This is a genomic window from Aeromicrobium sp. NPDC092404, assembly GCF_040684095.1.
Classification (GTDB): domain Bacteria; phylum Actinomycetota; class Actinomycetes; order Propionibacteriales; family Nocardioidaceae; genus Aeromicrobium.
Map to the genome: position 1 here is coordinate 1,166,317 of NZ_JBFBFI010000001.1, position 21,190 is coordinate 1,187,506.

At 70.9% G+C, this 21,190-nt stretch carries 22 protein-coding genes; 5 read left to right on the forward strand and 17 right to left on the reverse strand.

Annotated features, from left to right (window positions below; genetic code table 11):
- Nucleotides 1-57: 57 nt before the first annotated feature.
- On the reverse strand, nucleotides 58-1,167 hold the full coding sequence (locus AB0N22_RS06015) for a PQQ-dependent sugar dehydrogenase (protein ID WP_364637145.1): 1,110 nt from the start codon (nucleotides 1,165-1,167) through the stop codon (nucleotides 58-60).
- Between the two features lie 90 nt (nucleotides 1,168-1,257).
- On the opposite strand from AB0N22_RS06015, the gene AB0N22_RS06020 reads away from it, so the two are divergent.
- Nucleotides 1,258-2,997: a protein kinase gene (locus AB0N22_RS06020; RefSeq protein ID WP_364637147.1), complete on the forward strand. Its 1,740-nt coding sequence runs from the start codon at nucleotides 1,258-1,260 to the stop codon at nucleotides 2,995-2,997.
- 83 nt (nucleotides 2,998-3,080) lie between these two features.
- Entirely contained in the window at nucleotides 3,081-3,467 is a 387-nt protein-coding gene (locus AB0N22_RS06025; RefSeq protein WP_364637149.1) for a thioredoxin domain-containing protein, read from the forward strand.
- A gap of 7 nt (nucleotides 3,468-3,474) precedes the next feature.
- Here the strand turns inward: AB0N22_RS06025 and AB0N22_RS06030 are convergent, their stop codons facing one another.
- Genes AB0N22_RS06030 through AB0N22_RS06055 form a run of 6 tightly spaced genes read right to left on the reverse strand, consistent with a single transcriptional unit; the run spans nucleotide 3,475 to nucleotide 7,769 of the window.
- Nucleotides 3,475-4,263 (reverse strand): MBL fold metallo-hydrolase, encoded by a 789-nt coding sequence (locus tag AB0N22_RS06030; protein ID WP_364637151.1) that lies wholly within the window; start codon nucleotides 4,261-4,263, stop codon nucleotides 3,475-3,477.
- Between the two features lie 39 nt (nucleotides 4,264-4,302).
- Nucleotides 4,303-5,121: a class III extradiol ring-cleavage dioxygenase gene (locus tag AB0N22_RS06035; protein ID WP_364637153.1), complete on the reverse strand. Its 819-nt coding sequence runs from the start codon at nucleotides 5,119-5,121 to the stop codon at nucleotides 4,303-4,305.
- A 38-nt stretch (nucleotides 5,122-5,159) separates the two neighbouring features.
- The gene (locus AB0N22_RS06040) at nucleotides 5,160-5,672 is read right to left on the reverse strand and encodes a hypothetical protein (protein WP_364637155.1); all 513 of its coding nucleotides are present in this window, start codon (nucleotides 5,670-5,672) and stop codon (nucleotides 5,160-5,162) included.
- Nucleotides 5,673-5,701: 29 nt separating this feature from the next.
- On the reverse strand, nucleotides 5,702-5,950 hold the full coding sequence (locus AB0N22_RS06045; protein ID WP_364637157.1) for a DUF3253 domain-containing protein: 249 nt from the start codon (nucleotides 5,948-5,950) through the stop codon (nucleotides 5,702-5,704).
- Nucleotides 5,951-5,991: 41 nt separating this feature from the next.
- The gene (bluB, locus tag AB0N22_RS06050) at nucleotides 5,992-6,636 is read right to left on the reverse strand and encodes a 5,6-dimethylbenzimidazole synthase (RefSeq protein WP_364637159.1); all 645 of its coding nucleotides are present in this window, start codon (nucleotides 6,634-6,636) and stop codon (nucleotides 5,992-5,994) included.
- On the reverse strand, nucleotides 6,633-7,769 hold the full coding sequence (locus AB0N22_RS06055; RefSeq protein WP_364637161.1) for a serine hydrolase: 1,137 nt from the start codon (nucleotides 7,767-7,769) through the stop codon (nucleotides 6,633-6,635). The genes bluB and AB0N22_RS06055 overlap by 4 nt, the downstream gene beginning before the upstream one ends.
- 88 nt (nucleotides 7,770-7,857) lie before the next feature.
- On the opposite strand from AB0N22_RS06055, the gene AB0N22_RS06060 reads away from it, so the two are divergent.
- Complete coding sequence (locus AB0N22_RS06060) at nucleotides 7,858-9,138, forward strand: phytase (RefSeq protein WP_364637163.1); 1,281 nt, start codon at nucleotides 7,858-7,860, stop codon at nucleotides 9,136-9,138.
- Between the two features lie 3 nt (nucleotides 9,139-9,141).
- Here AB0N22_RS06060 and AB0N22_RS06065 read toward each other — a convergent pair whose 3' ends face one another.
- Nucleotides 9,142-9,801 (reverse strand): hypothetical protein, encoded by a 660-nt coding sequence (locus AB0N22_RS06065; RefSeq protein WP_364637165.1) that lies wholly within the window; start codon nucleotides 9,799-9,801, stop codon nucleotides 9,142-9,144.
- A gap of 116 nt (nucleotides 9,802-9,917) precedes the next feature.
- Between AB0N22_RS06065 and AB0N22_RS06070 the strand changes: the two genes are divergently transcribed.
- The gene (locus AB0N22_RS06070; protein WP_364637167.1) at nucleotides 9,918-12,509 is read left to right on the forward strand and encodes a DEAD/DEAH box helicase; all 2,592 of its coding nucleotides are present in this window, start codon (nucleotides 9,918-9,920) and stop codon (nucleotides 12,507-12,509) included.
- Nucleotides 12,510-12,517: 8 nt separating this feature from the next.
- On the opposite strand, the gene AB0N22_RS06075 is transcribed toward AB0N22_RS06070, so the two are convergent.
- The 5 genes from AB0N22_RS06075 to AB0N22_RS06095 form a co-directional block, all read right to left on the reverse strand.
- Complete coding sequence (locus AB0N22_RS06075) at nucleotides 12,518-13,774, reverse strand: histidine-type phosphatase (protein WP_364637169.1); 1,257 nt, start codon at nucleotides 13,772-13,774, stop codon at nucleotides 12,518-12,520.
- 28 nt (nucleotides 13,775-13,802) lie between these two features.
- The gene (locus AB0N22_RS06080; protein ID WP_364637171.1) at nucleotides 13,803-13,994 is read right to left on the reverse strand and encodes a hypothetical protein; all 192 of its coding nucleotides are present in this window, start codon (nucleotides 13,992-13,994) and stop codon (nucleotides 13,803-13,805) included.
- Nucleotides 13,995-14,086: 92 nt separating this feature from the next.
- Nucleotides 14,087-14,362: a GlsB/YeaQ/YmgE family stress response membrane protein gene (locus AB0N22_RS06085; RefSeq protein WP_364637173.1), complete on the reverse strand. Its 276-nt coding sequence runs from the start codon at nucleotides 14,360-14,362 to the stop codon at nucleotides 14,087-14,089.
- An 88-nt stretch (nucleotides 14,363-14,450) separates the two neighbouring features.
- The gene (locus tag AB0N22_RS06090) at nucleotides 14,451-15,941 is read right to left on the reverse strand and encodes a serine/threonine-protein kinase (RefSeq protein ID WP_364637175.1); all 1,491 of its coding nucleotides are present in this window, start codon (nucleotides 15,939-15,941) and stop codon (nucleotides 14,451-14,453) included.
- A gap of 70 nt (nucleotides 15,942-16,011) precedes the next feature.
- The gene (locus AB0N22_RS06095; protein WP_364637177.1) at nucleotides 16,012-16,953 is read right to left on the reverse strand and encodes an FhaA domain-containing protein; all 942 of its coding nucleotides are present in this window, start codon (nucleotides 16,951-16,953) and stop codon (nucleotides 16,012-16,014) included.
- 70 nt (nucleotides 16,954-17,023) lie between these two features.
- Between AB0N22_RS06095 and AB0N22_RS06100 the strand changes: the two genes are divergently transcribed.
- The gene (locus AB0N22_RS06100) at nucleotides 17,024-17,764 is read left to right on the forward strand and encodes a hypothetical protein (RefSeq protein WP_364637179.1); all 741 of its coding nucleotides are present in this window, start codon (nucleotides 17,024-17,026) and stop codon (nucleotides 17,762-17,764) included.
- A 36-nt stretch (nucleotides 17,765-17,800) separates the two neighbouring features.
- On the opposite strand, the gene aztD is transcribed toward AB0N22_RS06100, so the two are convergent.
- From aztD to AB0N22_RS06120, 4 genes are all read right to left on the reverse strand, one after another.
- Nucleotides 17,801-18,994: a zinc metallochaperone AztD gene (gene aztD / locus AB0N22_RS06105; RefSeq protein ID WP_364637181.1), complete on the reverse strand. Its 1,194-nt coding sequence runs from the start codon at nucleotides 18,992-18,994 to the stop codon at nucleotides 17,801-17,803.
- A 127-nt stretch (nucleotides 18,995-19,121) separates the two neighbouring features.
- A complete protein-coding gene (locus AB0N22_RS06110) occupies nucleotides 19,122-19,886 on the reverse strand; it encodes a DUF3883 domain-containing protein (RefSeq protein ID WP_364637183.1) in 765 nt (254 codons plus the stop codon).
- Between the two features lie 47 nt (nucleotides 19,887-19,933).
- Nucleotides 19,934-20,731, reverse strand: coding sequence for a nuclease-related domain-containing protein (locus tag AB0N22_RS06115; protein ID WP_364637185.1), 798 nt, complete (start codon nucleotides 20,729-20,731; stop codon nucleotides 19,934-19,936).
- Between the two features lie 73 nt (nucleotides 20,732-20,804).
- Nucleotides 20,805-21,170, reverse strand: a complete 366-nt coding sequence (locus tag AB0N22_RS06120; RefSeq protein ID WP_364637187.1) for a hypothetical protein — start codon at nucleotides 21,168-21,170, stop codon at nucleotides 20,805-20,807.
- Nucleotides 21,171-21,190 lie beyond the last annotated feature (20 nt).

The following is a 21,190-nucleotide window of genomic DNA, read 5'->3' on the forward strand; positions in this document are numbered from 1 at the left end:
TTGACATGAGGTTATCCTCATGTTTGGCCGTGGCGGAACCCTTACCCCTCGGTAGTTTCAGAGGGTCACGCGGAAGATCCGGTCGTCGCCGTCGCGGAGGTCACCCCGGCCGTCGGTGTTGCTCGTCGCGACCCACAGCGCGCCGTCGGGAGCAGCCACCACGGTGCGGATCCGACCGTGGTCGCCGCCGAAGTAGGCCTTGGGCTTGCCCACCTTCTCGCCGTCGAGCCGCACGGCGAACAGGCACTCGCCCTGCAGCGCCGCGACGAACGCCGTCGACCGCGCGATGGCCACGCCGGCGGGCGAGCACTCGTCCGTGCCCCAGGTGACCTTCGGGTTGACGAGATCGCGGTCGTCCGACCGACCCTCGACGCCAGGCCAGCCGTAATTGCCGCCGCGCTCGATCAGGTTGAGCTCGTCGGCCGAGTCCTGGCCGAACTCCGTGGCCCACAGCCGGCCGTCGGCGTCGTACGCCAGCCCCTCGATGTTGCGGTGGCCGTAGGACCAGGTTCGGTTGCCGAAGGGATTGCCCGGGGCCGCCTTGCCGTCCCGGGTGATGCGCAGGACCTTGCCGTTGAGCGAGTCGCGGTCCTGGGCGAGGTCACCGTCCCCGGCGTCACCGGTGGAGACGAACAGGTTGCCCTCGCGGTCGAACAGCAGTCGGCCGCCGTGGTGGCGGGAGCCGATCGCGATGTCGGTGAGGATGGGCTCCTGGTCGCGGATCGTGGAGCCGTCGAGGGTCAGGCGGACGACCCGGTCGTCCGAGCCCGTCGTGACGAACGCGAACAGCGTCGACTCGTCGTCAGGGGCCAGGGCCAGCCCGAGGAGACCGCCCTCTCCCCCGGCGACGCCGGAGGCCCCGTCGACGTCCCCGACCTTGCTGACCTTGCCGGCCGTGGTGATGCGCACGATGGATCCCTCGTCGCGCTGCGACACCAGCGCATCGCCGTTCTCGAGGAAGACGATGTCCCACGGCACGTTGAGGCCGGTGGCAACGGTCGACGCGATGCGCGGGTCCACCCGGGCGGGCACGCCCGACGTCGGCGGGCTCGTGGGGGTGGTCGACGGCGTGCGCGTGGGCGACGGCTTCTCGTCGTCGCCGCCGCACCCGACCAGGGTGGCGGCGCCGATCGCAGCGATCCCGGTCAGCAGAGTTCGACGCTCCATGGATCGATCATGCCGGTCGGTGCCTGAGAGCGACAGTCAGTCAGCCGCCCTCGAGGTGAGAACTGCGGCGTTGACGCCTAATCTGTACAGGTGCCCCCTCCCCTGCTCGGCGGTCGATACCGCCTCGACAAGCTCATCGGTGGTGGCGGCATGGGCGAGGTGTGGCAGGCCCATGACGAGGTCCTCGACCGCTCCGTCGCGCTCAAGATCATCCGGCCGCACCTGGCCGACGACGAGAACGTCCGGGCCCGGCTCAGGATCGAGGCGCAGCTCGCCGGCAAGCTGCACCACCCCGGCATCGTCGACGTCTTCGACTACGGCGAGGACGAGGAGGACGGCAAGCCCGTCCCCTACCTGGTGATGCCGCTGATCGAGGGCGCGCCGCTGTCCGCTTTACTGGCCGAGCGCGGCTCACTGTCGGCCGGCGAGACGATGGCGATCGTCGCCGAGATCGCCGCGGCGCTGCAGGTCGCCCACGAGGCCGGCATCGTCCACCGAGACCTCAAGCCGGGCAACATCCTGGTGACGCCGGACAACCGGGTGATGCTCGTCGACTTCGGCATCGCCCACGCGGCGGGCGGGGAACCCCTCACCCAGACCGGAGCCCTGATCGGCACCGCGGACTACCTCAGCCCGGAGCAGGCGGCCGGCCGAGGGGCGACGGCTGCCTCTGACCTCTACTCGCTCGGCATCGTCGCCTACACCTGCCTGACCGGCAACCTGCCGTTCCATCGCGACAGCGACATCGCCACCGCCCTCGCCCACCTGCAGGACCAGGCCGCGCCCCTGCCGGAGACCGTGCCGGCCGCTGCGGCAGCACTGGTCACCGGGATGCTGGCCAAGGAGCCGGTCGACCGGCCCGCCTCGGGCACCGTCGTGGCGCAGCAGGCGGCGGAGCTCGCGACGTCGGTGCCCGCGCCCCCAGGGCATGCGCCGGTGATGTCTGGCGAGCCGACCATGCCGACGGCCGGTGCCGTGCCGGGCGACACGCTTCCCGGCATCGTCGAGCGGCCGGTCACGGTGGGCGCGAGCGTGCCGACAGACCCTGACACCCAGCCCACCCAGGCAGTCCCAGCCACCCAGGCGACCCAGGCGACCCAGCTGACCCACGTGGACTCCGCCGCGGCCGGCAGCGCGGTCGCCGCCGAGCACTCCGAGCGTCGGTCCCCGCGGCGCATGGTGCTGCTCAGCTCGGCCTTCGTGGCCCTCGTCGCAGCCGGCCTCGCCTGGATGATGCTCGGCGGTGGCGCCAAGGCCGTCGCCGTGCCGGACGTCGACGGGAAGTCGCAGAGCGCCGCGACGGCCCAGCTCGAGAAGGCAGGCCTCGAGGTGGAGGTCCGCAAGGTCAACGTCGTCAAGGCCAAGGCCGGGGAGGTCGTGCGACAGACGCCTGCGGCGGGCACCGAGGCCGACGAGGGCAGCGTCGTCACGCTGTCGGTCGCCACCGGGCGCGTCGCCCTGCCGGTCGACAAGCTGGTCGGCTCGACGTACGACGAGGCGGAGGCCGTGCTGAAGAAGCTCGGGCTCGACGCCACTGCCGTCTACGCCCCGTCGAACGAGCTCGCCGGGACCGTCATCGAGGTCGACCCGAGCCGTACCGCCAAGAACGGCTCCACCGTGACGCTGACCGTCGCCAACGGGATCCCCGTGCCCGAGACGGACGGCGAGAAGGGCGAGGGCAAGAAGAAGGACAAGGGCGACAAGGACACGAAGGGCAACCAGGACTCCGGCACCGGCAGCGACGAGGGGGATGCCGACCAGGACGAGGAGCCGGACCCAGCCCCGACGACCACGGCACCCACGACGCCGCCCGCCGAGGAAGTGCCCTGACGGCCGATCACGTCAGGCCGGGAATGCCCACCACCCTCGTACCGTTGAACCGTGCGTACGGAGTTTTCCTATGAGAGGCAGTCATGAGCACCGTCACCCTGACCAAGGACACGATCGACGACGTCATCGGCGCTGAGGGCATCACCCTCGTCGACTGGTGGGCAGAGTGGTGCGGACCGTGCAAGCAGTTCGGCCCGGTCTTCGAGGCCGCGAGCGAGCAGCACTCCGACGTCGTCTTCGGCAAGATCGACACCGAGGACCAGCGCGAGCTCGCTGCCGCCGCCCAGATCACCTCGATCCCGACCCTGATGGCGTTCCGTGACGGCATCCTGGTCTTCTCGCAGCCCGGTGCCCTGCCGGCCGCCGGTCTCGAGCAGATCATCACCGCGGTCAAGGACCTCGACATGGACGACGTGCGTCGCCAGGTCGCCGCACAGGAGGCGGACGAGCCCGAGGCCCGTCAGGCCTGAGCCGGTGTCACGCCTCGATCGTGGTCGAGGCGCCCGGATCGACCCACGTGACGCGGTCGGCGTAGGGCGAGGCCGCCAGCACCCGCTCGGCCTCGCCGCGCCCCTGCTGGAAGTGGGACCAGCCCTCGTAGTGCACGGGGACCACCGCTGACGGCTTGACGATGTCGAGGAGCTCGGCGCCCTGCCGGGCGTCCATCGTGTAGCGGAACCAGCCGGTGAGATAGCGGAACCTCACCGAGCCGAGATGCATGAGAATCGTGCCGATGTCGAGCCTGGCCGCGACGTCGCGCAGCCCGCGGTAGAGGACCGTGTCACCTGTCATCCAGAGCGCGCCGTGCTGCTGGCCGGCCCACTCCAAAGCGAAGCCGGTGACCGGCCCGGTGATCGGGTTGAGGGCGACGGGTCCGTGCTGGCACGGCGTCGCGGTCACGGTGATCGTCTCCTTGCCCTCCGCCTCCAACGTCCAGGTGTCCCAAGGCGCGAGGCCGACCGCGCCGCCTCCGAGCTTTGCGGCGGCCTTCCGGGTGGTCAGCACCGTGCCCAGGCCCGGCAGCATCGAGACACCGGTGGGATCGAGGTTGTCGGCGTGGTGATGGTGGCTGATCAGCACGGCGTCGATCGGTCCGAGGTCGTCGGGTGCGACCGATGGGCCGGCGAGCTTGCTCGACATCGTGCCCCAGCCGAAGAAGTACCGCCGGCCGGGCGGGTCGAACGTCGGATCGGTGAGGATCCGCCATCCGCCGACCTCGATCAACGCGGTCGGGCCGCCGATGTGGGTGATGGTGACTGCAGTCATGGCGCTCCTTGAGTGCCAGCAGCATACGGCCGCGGTCCGTCAGACGGAGATGAACGACCTCATGCCGATCGAGCCCATGTCGATCGTGTCGTTGAAGAACTCGATGTCCTCGCCGTCCTCGAGCAGGCTCAGCGCGGCGACCATCGGACGGTAGTGGTCGTCGGTCGGGACGGCGATGCGTGCCTCGGCCCACGTGGCGTAGGGGTCGACGAGCTTGCCGATCTCGCGGTTGCGGAGCGCGTCAGCGGTGTCGGCGTCGAACTGCTCGGCCCAGTCCCAGGCCGCCCCGCCGTCCCACTTGACCCGGCCGAGGGCGTGCACGATGTTGCCGCTGCCGATGAAGACGACGCCGCGTCGGCGCATCGCGCGCAGGCGGCCGTAGAGCCGGTAGAGCTCGGGCAGCGGCATCGCGTAGTCGATGCTGATCTGCAGGACCGGTACGTCGGGGGCCGGGGCGAGGTGCCTGAGCACGCTCCACGTGCCGTGGTCGAGACCCCACTGCTTGTCGAGCTCGGCTTCGTACTCGACGAGCTGCCGGGCGAGCAGCCGGGCGACGTCCTGGTCACCGACGCTGTCGTACTGGACGCGGGAGAGCTCCTCGGGGAAGCCGCCGAAGTCGTAGATGATCTTGTTCTTGGGGGCATCGGTGATGTGCGTCTGCCCGGGCGTCAGCCAGTGCGCGCTCACGACGACGATCGCCTGCGCCTCTGGCAGCCCCTGGCCGACCGAGGCCCACGTCTGTGTGTAGGCATTGTCGGAGATCGCATGCATGGGGTTGCCGTGGCCGACGAAGAGCACCGGCATCAGCGGGCTCGGCCGGAGCCGGTTGTCCAGGTCCGAGATCGAGTAGGTCGCCATCCTGCAAGCCTCCTGTAGTTGATGCTTCAACTATATCATCACCACTGAGGTCCTGGTTCCTGCCGGAACCGTTGCGGCATCTCCTGGGACCAGTCATCGGGCTCGCGGGCCGCCGAACGCGCCTCGAGATCGGACCGTGCCTGCCTGACCGCTGCCTCGGCGTCCCAAAGGGCACACTGCACGGCAGCCAGGTCGAGCAGCCGCTGACGACTCACATGACTGAGCAGTCGCGACACCAGGCTGATCTGGGTGCGCGCCTCGCCGAGCGTCTCAGGCAGCCACGGCTCGAGCAGGAAGCCGGGCAGCACGCACACGAGCTCGTCAGGACCCAAGAGGTGCCAGAAGGCGCCCCGGTCGTGGAACTCCCGCTCTGCCGAGAGCAAGGTCGCCGGCGCGGTGCCGAGCCACGGGCTCATCTCGGCCGTGTCGAGGTAGTGCGTGAGGCGGTCGCGGACCCGGCCGTAGCGGCGTACGGTCGGCTCGGCCCGGCCCGACGCCTCGGCCGCGAAGAAGTCGTCGATCAGCTGCCATCCGGGTTCGTCTGGGTCCATGTCTCGACCCAAGCACCGGGGTCGGACACTCAGGTCCGCCGCGGCAACCGGATGCGGATCGGTCCCTTCGCCTGGTCGAGGTCGACGACCTCGCCGTGCTGGGTGATCTCCACCCGACCCGCGGCCACGAGCCGGCGCGCAGCGTCGCGGACCGGGTCCATCAACGGTCTCCAGTCCTCGGGTGACGCCTCCCGGGCCACGTCGGAGGGGCAGATCGTCGAGGTCGCGGCCCGGGCGTGCAGCATCGCCAGGATGCGCTGCTCGAGGTCGTCGGCCATGCCTCGATCCTCGCCGATCGGCCCAACCGGCGCGCGCCGAGTCAGCCGGGCCAGACGTTGTCGGCCAACAGCTCGTCGAGCGGGCGTACGGTCGCCCAGCTCTCCTGCTCGAGCATGGGGCGGGGATAGAACGCGTCGACAGGCCCGAGGCACACGATGGCGACGGGCTCAGCTCCCTCGGGCGCGCCGATCAGGTCGGCGACCTCCTCGGGCACGAACAGCGACACCCACCCCATGCCGAGACCCTCGGCACGCGCGGCCAGCCAGAGGTTCTGGATCGCGCACGACACCGACGCCAGGTCCATGTGCGGCATCGTGCGCCGGCCGAACACGTGCCGCTCCCGGCCGTCGCCCAGCGCCACGACCAGCACCTCGGCGCAGTCGAGGATGCCCTGCACCTTGAGCCGCATGAACTCGTCGGCCCGCTCGCCCATCGCCTCGGCCGTGTGCCGCCGCTCGACCTCGACGTGGTCGTGGAGCGCTCGGCGCAGCGCGGGGTCGGTGACCCGCACGACTCGCCACGGCTGCATGAGCCCGACGCTCGGTGCCTGGTGTGCCGCGGACAGCAGGCGGGCCAGCACCTCCTCGTCGACCGTGCCGCCGGCGAAGTGCCGCATGTCGCGCCGCTCGGCGATGACGCGATAGACCGCCTCGCGGTCCGCCCTGTCGTACGCGTGCTCGGTCACCCGGCCCCCAGTCCCTGCAGGACCCCGCGCGTGAACCCGTCGAACGTCAGCGCGTCCGGGGTCGCGGGCCTGGCGCCCAGGCGCACGGCGACGACCCCCTCGGAGGGCACGACCGCGACGTACTGGTCCCCGTAGCCGTACGCCCAGAACGCGTCGTCGGGCACGCCGGGCGCGAGCCGGCCCTCGTGCGGCGGCTTGTCGGTGTCGTAGCCGGCCTGCCGCAGGACCTCGACGACCCGGCCCTTGCCGTTGACCCACCACAGCAGGCCGTACGCCGCGTTGAGCTCGCTGGAGGGCCGGGTGGCCTGCTCGACGAACCCCGGCGACACGAGCTGCTCGCCGTCCCAGGCGCCGCGGTTGAGCATGAGGTGACCGACGCGGGCCAGGTCGAGGCAGGTCGACTCGACGCCCGAGAACGTGAGCGCGTTGCCGGACGCGTCGCGCGCCCACGCGGTGTCGCGCATGCCGAGCGGCTCGAGCAGGCGGGCGCGGGCGATGTCCGCGACGTCGTCGTTGCTGGTGACGTCGTCGAGCACGGACTCCAGCGTCTGCACGGCCGAGTTGTCGTAGACCCATCGCTTGCCGGGGGCGCTGTCCTGCGCCATGCCGACCGCGTGCGCGGTCTTGTCCGTCGCGGCACGGATCATGCGACGGTCGGAGACCTCGTCCCAGCGGCGCCCGGAGGTCATCGAGAGCAGGTCTGCGACGGTGATCTCGGCCGCGGGGCCGGTCTGCCACTCGTCGACCCACTCGGACGCCGGGTCGTCGAGCGCCAGGGCGCCGGCGTCGGCAGCCATGCCGACGAGCAGAGAGGTCAGCGACTTGGTGATCGAGTAGACCCGGTGCCGACCCCGCTCGCTCCCGCCGTTCCAGTAGGCGTCGTGGACGAGCTCGCCGTCCTTGACCACGGCGACGCACGTCGAGCCCGTACGTTCGAGGGTGGCGTCGAGCTCGGTCCAGTCGCCCTGCCGCTCGCGCTGCCACGTCTCGCCCGGGAAGGTGGTCGGCGGCGGCGTCAGTGTCGGCAACGTGGCGGTGCGGATCGCCGGGTTCGGTTCTCCCTCGGGCAGCTCACCCGTGCAGGCAGCGAGCACGAGCACCGACGCGACCGCGAGCGACGCCGTGAACCTCATGCCACCCACGATGTCAGACGCCCCGAGTTCGCCTGCCGCACACCTCGACGCCACCCGGTGTCCAGAACCGCTGCCTAGCGTCACGGCCGTGACCTCACCCAAGCCCGCCCTCGCGGCCATCGCCCTGTTCGCCGTCCCGTCGCTGGTCGTCTCGGAGGCGTCGGCGCACCCTCGACCCGCGGACCAGCTCGTCACCGTGACCGCCAAGGCCGAGACGCCCGGCGTGTACGACGACGACGCCGGCAACAACGGCGACGCCGACGATCCCGCGATCTGGGTCAACCGCACCGACAAGGCGCGCAGCGTCATCATCGGGACCGCCAAGAACGCCGGCCTCAACGTCTACAGCCTCAAGGGCGCGCTCCTCCAGAGCATCGCCGCGCCGGACGCGCCGAGACCCGACGACGAGGCGGGCCGCTTCAACAACGTCGACATCGTGCACGGCTTCAGGGTCGGCGGGCGCACCGTCGACCTCGCCGTCACCAGTGACCGCGGGCGCGACACCATCCGCTCGTACGTCATCGACCGCCGCACCGGACGGCTCAGCGACGTGACGTCGGAGCAGGCACCCCTGGCGTTCTCGAAGGACCAGGCGCAGGTCAACGACCAGGAGACGATCTACGGCCTGACGACGTTCCAGGAGCGCGGCACGACATACGTCGTGGGCACCCGACGGCACCGCACCGACGTCGGGCTGTTCAAGCTGCGCGCCGTCGATGGACGGGTCACCTACACGAAGGTCGACACGCTCGAGCTCCCCTCGTCGTTCACGCTGCCCAACGGGACGACATGGTCACCGTGCGAGGAGCCCGGTGAGGGGCCGCAGCTCGAGGGCGTGGTGGTGGACGAGGCCGCCGGCACGCTGTACGCCGCTCAGGAGGACATCGGGCTGTGGCGGGTGAAGGTCAAGCGCGGAGCGTTCCACGGCGGGCCGCGCGCGGTCGAGCGCACGAAGGAGTTCGGCGTCCCCGCGACGTACGACGAGCAGACCGAGGAGTGCGTGCCGTCGGGCGCCGATCCCGGCTTCGGCGGGCGCATCGCGGCCGACACCGAGGGCCTCACGATCTACGAGACCGGTCGGCGCAGCGGCACGCTGCTCGTGTCGAGCCAGGGCGACGACACGTTCTACACGTACGACCGGCAGACCAACCGGCCACTGAGGCACTTCGCTGTCGTCGACGGCGCCACCGCCGACGGCTCGCAGGACTGCGACGGCGCCGACACCGTCAGCACGCCCCTGCCGGGCTACCCGCACGGCCTGCTCGTGGTGCAGGACGGCGACAACACGCCGGTCGAGCCGGGCGACGATGGCGAGCCTCGGGTCAACACCAACTTCAAGCTGCTCGACGCGAGCATCTTGCGGCGCTGAGCCTCAGTCGGCGATCGTGGCGGCGGCGCGTGAGAACGCGTTGATCGTCAGGGCGCTGTTGCGGACCCCCGACACCGACATCTGGTGCCATGCGAGCGGGCTGGGATGCGGCGCGGTCACCACGTCGTAGCCCCCCGGGTCCACGACGCTCCACGCCCGCTCGGTCTGCTTGCCCAGCAGCACCACGACGCGGATGCCGGGCAGCAGATCCAGCACGTCGAGCAGGTCCTGGCGGGCGCGGCGGGCCTGGGCCAGCAGCGTGCGCCGGCCACCCACCGGTGTCGTCTCGGGGTTCTGGACCCACCACGGGACGACGTTCCAGTGCACCGTCTGGCCGTAGTCGAGGCCGCCGCTGCCGTGGGCGATCGAGGTGTGCTGCGCCGCCAGGTCGTTGTTGTCGATGCTGACGAAGCCGGACTTCTCGCCGGCCAGGCAGCGCGGCTCCTCCCGCAGCACCAGCACGCTCGACCGGACACCGCCCGACCGTGGGTCGAACGACGGGATCGCCTCGCCGGTCCGGGACGTGAGGTCCTGCACCCAGTCCTCGAGGTCGCGGACGTGCGGCTCGGTGAGGCGGTCCCGGCGCTCGGCGATCGAGCCCGGCGCGACCTCGTCGTCGAGGAGCAGGCCGGCCTGGGCGGCGATCTTGTTGCGGAGGATCACGGCTGCCTCATCACGTGGTTCGGTGGCTCCTTGTCTGCCCCGTTCGGCCGCGGTTCAACCGCCCGGCGTCCCGGACCCGATGACCGTGAGTTGGAGCGGTGAGCGACAATGGAGGGATGCCCACGTCCACGGATCTGCGCCGACTTCTGCGCTTCCCCGTGGAGTTCGTCGCAGGCGAGGATCCGGCTGATTCGCGCTTCGTGTTCCACGCCCCCGACGGCGATCACGCCGCCACCGCCAACGAGTCGATCGGCGCGCTGAGCCAGGGCATCCGGGTCATGTCGGCCGACCCGTCCGTCCGCGCGTGGGCGACGCCGGCGATCCTCGCGCTCCGCATCATGGCGCGGGGTGCACTGGGCTCCCCGGACTCCACGGAGCTCAACCAGCTGCAGAACGCGGCGAGCGCGATCGACAGCAACGCCGGCCGTGGCCAGGCGACGATCAACGCGTTCCTCAAGGCCCTCGCGGTCGACGCCCCGGCTGCCGCCTCGACGCCGCAGCGCCAGCCGTACGTCTCGCCGCAGGCCGCGCAGCCGCGCCAGCGCGAGACCACGTTCTCGTGGACCCTGATGATCTCGTTCCTCGAGCAGCCGACCCCCGAGCAGGCCGCCGTCGTACGCCTGAGGGTGCAGCCGCGCTCGGGGTCGTGGGCGGCGTTCGACGCCGGCGACATGTTCGGCGGCACCACGTCGCACCCGCTCGGCCAGGACGCCAAGGAGCCGACGGCGGCGATGCTGCGGCGGCTCGAGGCGTGGTGGTCCCCCGCCGGCCGTCTGCGCGACGCCCACGCCCGCGGTGCCGCGACCGTCAGCCCCGACGAGCTGGCGCGCCTCGGCGACCGCTCGCTCGCGCCGACCCTGATGGCCAACCGCATCGAGGTCCGCTGGCCACCCGAGCTGATCCGCGAGCTCTCGACGTCCGCCGTCGTGCGCCGCGACGACACGCCTCGTTCCGACCGGCCGTCGGCGTTCACGCAGGGTCAGCTGTTCTCGTTCGACTGGCAGGTCGCGCTCGGCGACGACGTGCTGTCGGCGGCCGAGCTCGACCAGCTCGCGCAGTCGCAGACCGGCCTGCTGCGGCTGCGAGACCGCTGGGTGTTCGTCGACAAGAGCCGCCTGCAGCGCGTGCTCGAGCAGCGTACGCGCGAGATCTCGCCACTGGAGGCGCTGCGCGCCGCGGTCACCGGCGAGCTCGAGGTCGACGGCCGGATGACCGAGGTCGACACGGTCGGCTGGCTCGAGGACGTCCGCAGGCGGCTCGCGGTGCAGGACCGCGACATCGCCCCGGCGGTGCAGCCCGACGGGCTCGAGGGCACGCTGCGCGACTACCAGCTGCAGGGCCTGCGGTGGATGACGCAGCTCGTCGACCTGAGCCTCGGCGGCATCCTCGCCGACGACATGGGCCTCGGCAAGACCGTCATGCTGATCGCCCTGCACCTGCAGCGCACCGCCACCTCGACGGCGCCGACGCTCGTGGTGTGCCCGGCCTCGGTGCTCGGCAACTGGGAGCGCGAGATCAAGCGGTTCGCCCCGGGCGTCAACGTCCGCCGCTACCACGGGCCCAAGCGCCGGCTCGACGGTGTCGACGACGGATTCCTCGTGACGACGTACGCCACGATGCGCTCCGACGCGATCGAGCTGTCCGAGCACCAGCCCGGTTGGGGCCTGGTCGTCGCCGACGAGGCACAGAACATCAAGAACCCACACGCCCGCACGGCGCAGGCCATCCGCACCATCCCCGCGGAGGCGAGACTGGCCCTGACCGGCACGCCGGTCGAGAACAACCTCGCCGAGCTGTGGGCCATCCTCGACTGGACGACGCCCGGGCTGCTCGGCACCAACCAGCAGTTCCGCAACACCTGGTCGCGGGCGATCGAGTCGCGCCGCGACTCCGGCAAGGCGACCGGGCTGTCGCAGCTCATCCGGCCGTTCGTGCTGCGCCGTCGCAAGTCCGATCCCGGCATCGCGCCGGAGCTGCCGCCCAAGATCGAGACCGACCACCGCATCAACCTGACGCGCGAGCAGGTCGGCCTCTACGAAGCGGTCGTCCGCAGCACGATGGCGCAGATCGAGAACGCGCAGGGCATCCAGCGCCGCGGTCTCGTGGTCAAGCTGCTGACCCAGCTCAAGCAGATCTGCAACCATCCCGCGCAGTTCCTCCGTGAGCCCGACGGCCGCATCACCGGCCGTTCCGGCAAGCTCGGCGTGTTCGACGAGCTGGTCGAGGAGATCGTCGCCGAGGGCGGCGCGACGCTGGTGTTCACCCAGTACGCCCAGATGGGCCGGCTGCTGACCCGGCACCTCGAGGAGAAGAAGATCGGCCACCAGTTCCTGCACGGTGCCACGACCGTACGCGCGCGGGAGAAGATGGTGCACCGGTTCCAGGGCGGCGAGATCCCGGTCTTCGTGCTGTCGCTCAAGGCCGCCGGCGTGGGCCTCAACCTGACCAAGGCCGACCACGTCATCCACTACGACCGCTGGTGGAACCCCGCCGTCGAGGACCAGGCCACCGACCGCGCGCACCGCATCGGGCAGACCAAGAACGTCCAGGTGCACCGGCTCATCAGCGAGGGCACGATCGAGGAGTCGATCGCCGAGCTGATCCGGTCCAAGCGCTCGCTGGCCGACGCCGTCGTCAACGGCGGCGAGGGTGCGCTCACCGAGCTGTCGGACGCTGCCCTCGCCGACCTCGTGCGCCTGCGGAAGTAGCCAGCCGCTCAGAGCATGCAGCGCTTGAGCGCGGTGATGCGGTAGAAGTACGTGCCCAGGGCTGACGGGGTGCACGAGCTGTTCATGCGGATGGGCTGCTCGTTGTAGCGGATCGTGACGAGCACGGCGCCAGCGCTGTTGCGATAGGCCGCCCACTCGATGTTGCCGGCCATGCGGCCCGCGACGTAGCCGCGCCACGGGTTGTTGCCGTACGAGTACGGGGTGCCGGCCGCCGCCTGCGTCGCGCTGCGCGGCATGCGGGTCTGGGCCGCGAACGGCATCGTGGTCTCGCCGTGGGCGAGGCGGAAAACCGCCGCGGTGTCCCCGCCGGCGATGCGCTTGTCGAGCTGGGTGAAGAAGTCCTGGACGATCGGGCGGATCTGGCGGAACGAGCTGGTCTCGCCCTTGACGCCGGGACCGTAGCGGTAGAAGTTGTGGGCGTCCTTGGCATATCCCAGGACACGCGCATCGGCGAGGGGCACGTAGCGCTGGAACGTCACCGGGGTGTCGCCGCGCATGCCCGCCGAGATGGCATACAGGGCGTAGATGTCGAGCGCCTTGGCGACCGGGTTGGCCAGCCCGTCGACGAACGCCGCGGAGTAGAGCCGGCGCAGCACGTGCCGGGCCGCCGCGCGGACGTCGGAGCGTCGCTCGACACTCGCGATCGCCGCGTTGCCCCTCGTCGAGGCGCCGTTGACGATCAGCATCCGGTCGTCGGTCGTGCGGTCCTTGAGGTCGAGCGTCGGGACGGCAGCCTTGAGCCCGGCGCGCAGTGACGACGCGCTCTGCTGGGTGCGGTAGACGCTGGTGGTCCGGAACGTGATGTCGTCCCCGTTCGCCGCGGACCGGTCGAGGAACTCGCGATAGTTGGCGGCCGTGCGGCGGCCGATGCCGACCCACTCCTGACGACCCATGGTGCTGAGCCGGCCGTACCCGACCTTGCTCTCTGCGGCCTGGAACGCCGTGAGGTCGTCGTCGAAGAGCTTGCCGGCGGTCGTCAGCTGCCCGCGCTTGGCGGCGACGCGCCACACGGCGATGGCCCGCTGCTCGCCGTCGTTGCTGGTCTGGCTGCGCGAGCCGTGGCGCGCCACCGTCTGGAGGAACATCAGCTCGTAGCCCGGCGGCGGGGCCTTGACCGACGTCGACTCGGGGTCGCCGTACGGCGTCTGGTTGGCATACGCGCCGTCGTCGGTGACGATGTCGGCCTGCGCGGAAGCCGTGACGGTGGCCAGCAGCGACACGATGATGCTGATGATCTTGACCATGGACTCCCCCGTCGGCGACCTGCCCAGTCTAGGTGCGCGGTGGGTTGTCGTTGTAGCGATTGAGCGCCTGGTCCTCCAGCCGGTCCACCGTCTCCCTGACCTTCGGGTGCCCGGCGACCTTCACGTACGCGCGCCGGATCTCCTCGTACCGCTCCCGTCCGGCCCTGGCCCCCAGGACGTACCCCGACGCGAACACCGCCGTTGCCATCAGCTTGCTCATGGCCGAGGCGTACCCAGCGGGTCTGCGTGCAACCGCGCCGAACGAGGAAGGACCCCGGCCGTGTGGCCGGGGTCCTTCACACGCATCGCTGGTTAGATGCGCGTCCGGTTGTTGCTGCGTCCGGTCACGGTCGAGGCGATGACGACCAGGACGGCTGCGGTCGCGATGGCGACTGCCCAGCGGACCCAGTCGACGCCGGAGCTGCCGTCGCCGCCGAACGCGGAGTAGATGGCGTAACCGATGAGAACACCACCGATGCCACACAGAATCGTGAGCCAGATCGGGATGTTGTCCTTGTCGCCCGGAGCGACGAGCTTGCCGAGCAGGCCGATGATGGCGCCTGCGACGATCAGACCGATGATCTCCATGGGAATCCTCGCTTCGTGTTGCTGATGTGCGACGGGTGCGCCGCACGAAGGGTGTACCCCGTGGACGGTCGGTCAAGCGCCGAGCGGGTCAGATCGCGAACGGGTAGGCGACGAACAGGACCGCCGCCAGCCCGGCGCCGCCGAGGTGCATCATCGCCATCAGCAGCGATCCGAAGCGAAGCCGGAGGCGGGTGACGCCCCGCATGACCAGCACCACCACGGCCGCGGGCATGAGCACCCAGGCCAGGCCCCAGGTGGAGTCGAAGAGGTTGTCCGGCCAGGGCACACCGCCGGCCTCGGCAAAGCCGGACACCAGCAGGACGTACCAGGGGAACAGCATCGGCAGCGAGCCACGCAAGGCGGCGGAGGCGGCGAGCCGAAGGCCCGACCGCATCATCGGGTCAACCACCCGCGGTGGCTGCGGCTGACCCACAGCCGGTCCACCGATCGACGCGAGGAACACCTGGCGGCGCATCAGCAGGAACACCCCGGCGATCGCGACGGCCAGCAGCCACCACGCCGTCGCGTTCGGGTCGCGCATCGCCGGTGGCCGTTGCGCCTCGGGCACGAAGAGCGTGGTGGACCAGACGAGCCCCGGCAGCAGGGCCACGATGAACGCGCTCAGCGCGAACCCCACCGCGTACGCCTGGAGGCGGTCGACCCGGGTGACGCGCGGGCCGGCCGTCCTCTCGACCGGGTGAGGGACCGAGGGCTCGCTCCTCGAGGCTGTCGAGAGGGCCCCCAGCTCCACCGTCGCCAGGGCCGACAGCATCTCGCCGACGCTCTGGTAGCGCGCTGACGGGTCGATCGCCATCGCGCGCTGCACCACGGCAGCCAGTGCCGGGGTCACGTCCGGGGCGAGCTCGCGGGGGTCGGGGCGTGGCTTGTTGCGGTGGGCCATCACCTGCGCGGCCATCGTGCCCTCGAACGGCGGCGCACCGGTCAGGCACTCGTACAGCAGGCAGCCGACGGAGTAGATGTCGCTGCGCTCGTCGGCCCGGCCGTCGAACTGCTCCGGCGCCATGTAGTGCGGGGTGCCGGCGACCGTCGCGGTGGTGTCGGAGGCGGCGCGGGCGATGCCGAAGTCGACGATCCTGATGCCCCCGCGGGGTGTGACCAACACGTTGGCGGGCTTGATGTCGAGGTGCAGGATGCCGGCGTGGTGGCAGGCCGCGAGCCCCTCGAGCACGCCCCGCACCGCGACGACCGACCGCATGCTGGGGCCGCGGGTCGCGAGCAGGTCACGCAGCGACGTGCCCTCGACGAGCTCCATGACCAGGTGCGGGGTGATCTCGCCGTCCCCGTCCGGCATGTGCACGAGGTCGTGCACCGTCACGACGTTGGGGTGCGACACCCGTGCCAGGGTCGCGACCTCGCGCGTGATCCGGCGCATCGCGCGCGGGTCGTCGGCGAGGAAGTGCGAGAACCGCTTGATCGCCACCTCGCGCTGCAGCTGGCCGTCGCGCGCGCGGAACACCACGCCGTGGTTGCCCGCGCCAATGCGGCCGAGGAGCTCGAATCGCTGCCCCACCGGCACGGTGCCCTGCGGAGTCGGCGCACTGGCGAGAGGATCCGGCATCGGGCTGGTCCTCCTGCTCCAGTAGGGCGAGACGCTCACCATGAACGTACGTCGGTCAGGTCCATTGTCCCTAGTGACTGGTGAGGCCCTGCAGATGCACGGTCCCGGCCGTGTCGGTCGCGGCCACGATGTCGACCCCGGCCAGGCCGACGACCGAGCCCGTACGCACGGGGGTCCAGTCGTCGATGCGCTGACCGTCGACCGTCGTGCCGTTGGTGCTGCCGAGGTCCTTGACCTCCCACGTCGTGCCGTTCAGGCGGATCGCGGCGTGCCGGTAGGACACCTGCGGCTCCTCGAAGCGCAGCGGGCTCTCGGGCAGCCGACCCAGCACGGCGCCCTCCATCGGGACCGGCGCCGACCGCCCGCCGCGCTCCAAGCGCAGGCCCGCCGCCACGTTCATCGTCGGTGCGCTGTCCTCGAGGTCCGGCACGAGCGCCGGGAAGCTCATCGTCCTCGCCGGGTCGGCGGCCGGTGCTTTCGGCATCATCACGTCCTCACCCACGACGTCCCAGCCCATCGGCGTACGCTCCGGCTCGCGTCGGGCAGGGTCGGCCCGGCCACTGCCTCGGGCCGGCGGCACCCAGCCGGACCGCAGCCCAGGGTCGACCTCGACGATCACCCTCACCTCGTCCGGCACGGCCCAGCCGGCGCGCTCGGCGTGCGCGAGGTAGAGCTTGGCGCCATCCTCGCCCAAGCGATCGAGGTCGCCCTCGGGGTCGAGCCGTTCGAGGTCCTCCGGCGCCACCCGCACGGTCAGCTCGGCGAAGGCGAGCCGCTCGCCGCTCGGCATCACGACGTGCTGGCCGGTCAGGGCGCGGACGAACCGGCGGCGCAGCACTGCGGACGAGCCGGTGGGGTACGCCACGAGCTTCGCCGCGACCTCGGACGCCGCGGCCTTCTTGGAGCTGACGCCGAAGATGCTCTGCGCGATGCGCAGGCCACCCCACACGACGGCCACGAACAGGACGACGATCAGCAGGTTGGAGGCGAGAGCTGAGAGAGTGCCGGTCATGGCATCATCGTGAGGGTCATGCGCCGCCGCAGTCGAGCCGCGGCGGAACACGTTCCACGAAGGAGCACGGGTGCTGCACATCGCCTGGTCAGCCGGCGAGCAGTACGCGGGTGAGGCGGACCTGGAGCCGGGCTCGGCCTTCGTGCTCGCACGGCGGATGAACCTGCCGGAGCAGCAGCACCTCGTGGCCGAGCGCATCGACGGGTCGGCGTACGTGTTCGTGCGCCTGCCCCACGTCAGCGACCCCGCGCTGGTGATCACCGCGACCCCCGGCCAGCCCGTCGTGCACCGCGGGCAGCGGGCCAACGGCGCGATCGTCGAGCTCGTCTCGCCCTCGGGCGAGGCCACCACGCCCGCGCCGGGCCAGAAGATCTCCGTGACGGACAGCGGCACGCGCATCGGGCTGCGCTGGCCCGGCCTGACCTTCAGTGCGGTCATCGAGTTCGACGCACCGCGGGCGCAGCTGGACGGCTCGGGCACCGTGCAGCTGGGCGTCGAGTCCCTGCAGCACGACGACGCGTGGCTGGTCGCTGCGATCGCGGTGGCGCTGTCGCCGGAGCACGGGGTCGTCGCGCACGGCGACCTCAAGCAGGCGTTCGCGCTGTGGCGTGGCGTCGAGGTGCACAGCGACGGCGCCTTCGACCGCAACGTGCTGCGGCCCGCACTGGCGTCGCGGGACCTGGAGCCGGGACCGCGGCTCAACAAGATCGTCTACCTGGTCGAGCGCTGCCGGCGTACCGCCGAGTTCCCCACCCGCCTGCTCGACGACATCCGTACGAGGTTGCGGACCCTCGGCATGGACGTGGCCTGAGCCCGGTGGCCGAGGTCTCCCCCGGCCACCGGTCGTTCAGCCGGAGATGAGCTCGTCGGGCATCACGTCGAGCTTGACGCTGTCGGTGACCTTGCCTGACGGGATGTTGACCACGTGCACCGTCGAGGTCGCCGGCTCGGTGACCCAGGCGGTGTCGCCGCTGACGTGCAGCGTCGGGCGCGGCTGCTTCCAGTCGACCGGCTCCATCCACGGCTTCACGACCTTGATCGTCGAGAGCGTGCTGCCGTTCTTGGCGTCGAGCACGTGGAGCGCTCCGTCGGTGCCGAGGATGATGGCCTCGCCGGCGGCGCCTCGGCCCAACGAGCGGAACGAGTAGCTCGTGCCGAGGTCGACCGTCTTCAGCTTCTTGGTCTCGGTGTCGATCAGCGTGATGCGCTCAGGACGCTCGAGCTCGGCGTCCTTGTCGACCTTGTAGTCGCCCAGCACGATCGGCGACGACGGCGAGCCCGCCTGGTTGCCGATGCGCCCGTACGAGTCGGGGCTGTCGATCTTGGTGAACTCGCCCTGGTCGAAGACGAGCACGCCGTTCTCGCAGCCGATGACCGCTGCGCCGTTGCCGGCCGTGGCCTCGCCGTGCACGCCTGGGCACTGGTTGCTGCTGGCGATGGTCCTGCCGTCGTCGACGACCTTGGCGCCCGTGCGCTTGTCGGTCGTGCCCTCGGTGACGAGGAGGCCGTCCTCGAGTTGCACCGCGACGCCGTGGTGCGGGCTCGGCGCCTTGTAGGTCTCCTCGACCTCGGTCGGATCCTCGGTGTCGAGCACCTGCGCGGTGCCGGCGCCGTCGCTCCACAGCACGGTCTTGCCGTCGTGCACCGTCACGTGACCGGGCTCCGGCGCCTCGAAGGTCTTGCCGAGCTCGGGCTTGCCGTCGGGCAGGTAGTGCGCGTGGTCGCCGTGCGACTCGACCTCGACCCCGGTGTCGAGCAGCTGGAAGCCCTTGGTCTCGGTCGACACGAAGACGTGCCGCTCGTCGCCGGCCTTGTTGACCCGCAGAAACCCGTCCATCGGGAAGTCGGCGACCGTCTTGAGGGTGTCGCGCTCGAGCACCCGGACTCCCCCGTCGTACGTCACCACGATTCGCGGGCCGGAGAGCTGGCCGGCCGGCTCGTTGTCGGACGAGACGTTGGCGGCGTCACTGTCGTTGCTGCTGCTGCCGCCGCAGGCCGCGGTGCCGAGGGCGATCGAGGTGATGATGACCGCAAGGGCCACCCGGGATCGTCGTACCAGTCGCATGGGAGTCGCTTTCCTTATTGGGAATGATTTTCATTCACACTAAGGGAATGCGTCCGGGCATGACAAGTCGGCCCCGCGGACAGGGCTGGTGTGCGGTGGCGGCTCAGGCGCCGCGGAGGTCCACTTCGTACGCGAGCGGGACGGCGAGCCGGCGGATCTGCGCCGGGCCGTACTCGTGCAGCCGCGGCCCGGTCAGCGCGTCGGTGACGACGACGAGCAGCCAGTCCAGGTCATGCCCCGCGGCACGCAACTCGTTGCGGGTGACGAGGACCTTGGGGTTGGGGCCGGCGACACCCTTGACCTCGATGTGCCGCACGGCCGGACCCTTGGTGGCGGTGATGTCCCAGCCGAGGTTGAGCGCGCTGACGTCCTCGACGATCCAGCCGTCGACGGCGTACACACCGCTGGCGTAGCTCATCGCGACAAGCTCCACCTCGCGGTTGGACACCGGGTCACCGAAGCCGGCGCCGTGCGTGCCGACGTGGAACGTCTCGTGCCCGACCGGCACGGGGGTGTCCGGGACGTACGAGATGGGGTTGCGGCCGCGCGACTCCGGCGCGGGCCGGCCGACGTACGTGTCGTGCACGTGGTGGCCCGGGCCCAGCACGCGACCGTAGACGACGCTGCGCATCGACCGCTTCGGTGCGGCCTCGACGCTCGAGATCTCCAGGGCCTGGCGGACGATGCCGTCGAAGCTGAAGATCGCGTATCGCTCGTCCTGCGCACGCGCCCCCAGCCGCCAGCAACCGCGGTTCGCCTCGTACACCTGGGCGTCAGTCATTCCAGCGCGGTAGCCGACGAAGCTGCGACCGAGATCGTCGCTCATCGGGTCGACCTGCCGGAGCTCGCCGAGGCGGATGTGGAGCATCGGGTCAGGATAGGGCCCTCACGGACAGTCGGTCACCTCGCTGTCCGTCATGCCGGCGGAAATCGGTGGCTCAGGTCGGCATGGAGTCGTGCGCGCTCGTCGGCGCCGAGCGGTCCCGGTTCGCGCAGCGCCTTGACCGTTCCGCGCATCGTCAGTGCCGCCACGCCGTCCACGGTCAGGCTCGACCAAGGCAGGTCGGCACCGATGAAGCAGTACGCCGCTCGCACGGGCGCGGTCGGCGCCGGCCCGCTGCGGACGCCGGCGGTGACCACCTCGATCTGGCGCCGCATGCTCTCCGACAGCTGCGGCCTGCGGGTTCCGCCGATGACGAACATCGTGCCGGCGCGGTTGGCCCGCACCTTCTTGCCGACGTACTTCTTGGGGTCGATGATCCAGACCCCGGACGGCGCGATCGCGATGATGTCGATGTCGCCACTCGTCCTGCCGGTGCCGCGCTTGCGGTTGAACAGGAACAGGACCGTGTCGCCGACCTCGCGCTGCAGCTTCTCGGCGGCTTCGCGCTCTCCGCGCGCTCCGACGGCGAAAGCTTCCGTCGTACGGACCGGGCCAGCCAGCCTGAGCAGCAGGCCTCCGATGTGCGGATGGCGTTCACGCGTCCGCTTCTCCCGCGCTGCCCTGCGTCGCTCGTACTCACGCTGCAGTGAACCGCCAGGCGTGCCGACCTCGATCGGCGTGGGCGGCGTCTCGAGCTTCAGGCACGTCGCGCACAGCACGATGCGCAGCTCGGGGTGCCAGCCGGCCGTCGTCCCGCGAGGCACCAACGCGCCGCAGACGCACTCGCCGTCGCGGCGCAGCTGCATGATCTTGACATCACTCGTCCCCATCACGGGCTCCCTCCCATGGACGTGTGAGTCGATTGTGCGGGAGGTGCGGGTCAGGTGACGCTGTCCGGCGAGCTCAGCGCTTGCGGTCGGCGGCGATCGCGGCGGCGTTGAGGGCGGCGTAGCCGAGGGTGGCGGCCATGACCTTGGCCTTGGCACCGGTGGTCGCCGCCTCGCGGGTGAACAGGGCGCAGTCCGTGAGGTCGAAGACGACGCGGCCCAACATGGCGTGCTCGCGCGTGGCTGCCGTGGGCGCCGCAAGGGCGAGCGCGCTGATGACCAGGTCGCGGACGCCGAACGTACGGGCGACGACGTCGTAGTCGGGCTGCTTGAGCGGGCTCGGCGTCAACGCCTTGCCGAGGTGGCGCGGGTTGGTGAGGGCAAAGACGGAGTAGGCGACGGTGGCGCCGGAGATCAGGGCGCTGTAGCTCGGCTTCTTCATGACTCGACGCTAGGCGAGCC